The organism is Pseudomonas gingeri, from assembly GCF_013386165.1.
Classification (GTDB): domain Bacteria; phylum Pseudomonadota; class Gammaproteobacteria; order Pseudomonadales; family Pseudomonadaceae; genus Aquipseudomonas; species Aquipseudomonas gingeri_C.
Genome location: NZ_JACAOS010000026.1, coordinates 1 through 2,550 on the forward strand (window position 1 = coordinate 1; position 2,550 = coordinate 2,550).

The following is a 2,550-nucleotide window of genomic DNA, read 5'->3' on the forward strand; positions in this document are numbered from 1 at the left end:
CCGGGTATTGAGTTCGGCGTAGGTCAATGCCACACCGTCATGGATTGCCGCGCAAGCCTCGGGACGGGCACGGACCTGGGCCTCGAACAAGCCGTGGACGGTCTGCGTCCGTGGGTAGTCGCGGGTACTGGCATTGAAACCCACCAGCAGTTGTTCCCGATCGGATACCGGCAGGATCGACAGGTCGCTCAGGGGCGCCTCGGGGTCCTGCTCCAGCGCCAGAAGCAGATGCTCCAGCGCCGTCGCCATATAGCCACAAACCCGCAGGGCCCCTACTTCAGTGCTGACCTGCACACTCAGACTGAAGTCCTCGCCCAGGTCATCGACACTCAAGGTCAATGGGTAGTTGGTCCGCTCTTCGCCACCGAGGATCTCGATGCCCTGCCAGGCCTGCGTCGCCTGTTCTGAAACATGGCCGACAGCGCTATGGCGATAGTTGAGCAAGGCGCTGAACAGTGGCGTTGGCGCAACCACGCCACTGCAACGCTGGGCCAGGGCCAGGGAGGCATGCTCGTGACCCAGCAGTGCGGTCAGTCGCGCATGGGTCGCCTTGACCCCGGCGCGCACACCCTGCTCGCCCACGGTAACCCGCAGCGGCAAGGTATTGATGAACATCCCCAGCGCCCGGTCGGCGCCCTCGCCGCCCTGCATCCGGCCCATCAATACGGTACCGAACACCACGTCCTGCTTGCCCGAAACCTTGCCCAATACCTGAGCCCAGGCCAGGTGATGCAAGCTGGCAGCGCTCACCCCCAGTTGCCGCGCCCGAACCCGCAGGCGCTGGCTCAGTGCTGGCGGCAGGGTCAGGGTGGCTTCCTCAATGGTGTGACCGGCACCCTGCACATCCTGCAATCCGAATGGCAGTGTCGGCTCGTCGATATCACCCAGCATGTCGCGGAAGAACGCTTCCTCTTCCTCCAGTTTCCCACCCAGCCGCGCCTGAGCCACATAGTTGCGGTACGGCACCGGGCTGCCCAACTGCGCGGCCTGCCCCAACAAATGCGCCTGAATTTCATCGCGCACCACGTCGAGGGCGGTGTGGTCCAGGGCCATATGATGGAACCGCAGCATCGCCACCCAGCGCTGCTCGGCTTCGTCCTCGGCAAACACCAGTTGCATCAGCGGTGCCTGGGTTACGTCCAGTCGCGAGTGGTGGGTATCGAAACGCGCCTTGAGCTGGTCCGTCACTGCGCCAGCACGCGCGTCCAGCTCCAGGGCCTCGCGGTGCAGTCGAGCCTGGCGCCAGACCACTTGGAGCGGCTCGTCCAGGCCTTGCCAAAGCACGGCAGTGCGCAGGATGTCATGGCGATCGATCACCTGTTGCAGCGCCTCGGCAAAAGCGTCCAGCCGCTGGCGGTCCGCCACTGTGAACAGCGCGTGTAACACGTACGGGTCACCATCCCCGGCTGACAGATGGTGATAGAGAATGCCCTCCTGCAACGGCGCCAGCGGGTAGATATCCTGCACGTTCGCCACACCGCCCGGCACGCTCGCCACCACCTGGTCGATCTGCGCCTGGGTCAGGCTGATCAGCGGCAGCATCTGCGGGGTGATCTGTTCGCAGCCTGGCGCAATCAGGTTGGCCGGCACGCTGATTTCACGGCCCCCACCCACGGCAGCCGCCAGGGCCGCCAAGGTCGGCTGGCCGAACAGTACCCGCACATCGGCGCTCAAGCCCGCCTGGCGCATGCGCTCGATCAGGCTCACGGCCAATAACGAGTGCCCGCCCAGTTCGAAGAAATGGTCATGACGCCCCACCCGATCGACCTTGAGCAAGTCGGCCCAGATCCGGGCCAGGGTAATTTCGGTTTCGCCCTGCGGGGCCTCGTAGCCGCGACTGATCACCGCATCGAGGTCCGGGGCCGGCAAGGCCTTGCGATCCAGCTTGCCGTTCGGGGTCAGCGGCAGCTTCTCCAGTACAACGTAGATGGCCGGGACCATGTACTCCGGAAGTGTTTCCTGCAGATGATGGCGCAGGCTGGTGATGTCGACCGAGGAGTGTTCGGCAGACAAGGTGTAATAAGCCACCAGACGCTTGTCGCCCGGAATATCTTCGCGAGCGGTGACCACCGCTTCGTGGACGGCCGGGTGTTTGGCCAGACGGGCATCGATTTCGCCCAGTTCGATACGGAAGCCACGGATCTTCACCTGGTCGTCGTTACGGCCCAGGTATTCGATATTGCCGTCTGGCAGGTAGCGGCCGAGGTCGCCGGTACGGTACATACGGGCATTCGGCGTAATTGCGAACGGGTCGTTGAGGAAACGTTCGGCGGTCAGGTCATCGCGGTTCAGGTAGCCACGGGCCACGCCAGCGCCGCCGATGTAGATTTCACCCGGAACGCCCAGTGGGACCGGTTGTTGCTGTTCGTCCAGCAGGTAGAACTGGGTGTTGCCAACCGGCTTACCGATATGGGGCGCGAAACCGTCTTCGCGATCCATCGCCACCCAGCTTGAGTAGGTGGTGGTTTCCGACGGGCCGTAGAGGTTGCACAGGCGTTGGACACAGGTTTTCTCGAACAGGTTTTCCACCAGGCTACGCTTCAGCGCTTC

1 protein-coding gene is annotated in these 2,550 nt (G+C 63.8%); it reads right to left on the bottom strand.

Features of this window, described 5'->3' with window-relative positions:
- A partial coding sequence (locus HX866_RS30560) for a condensation domain-containing protein (RefSeq protein ID WP_177141037.1) occupies positions 1 to 2,550 on the bottom strand: 2,550 nt, incomplete at both ends.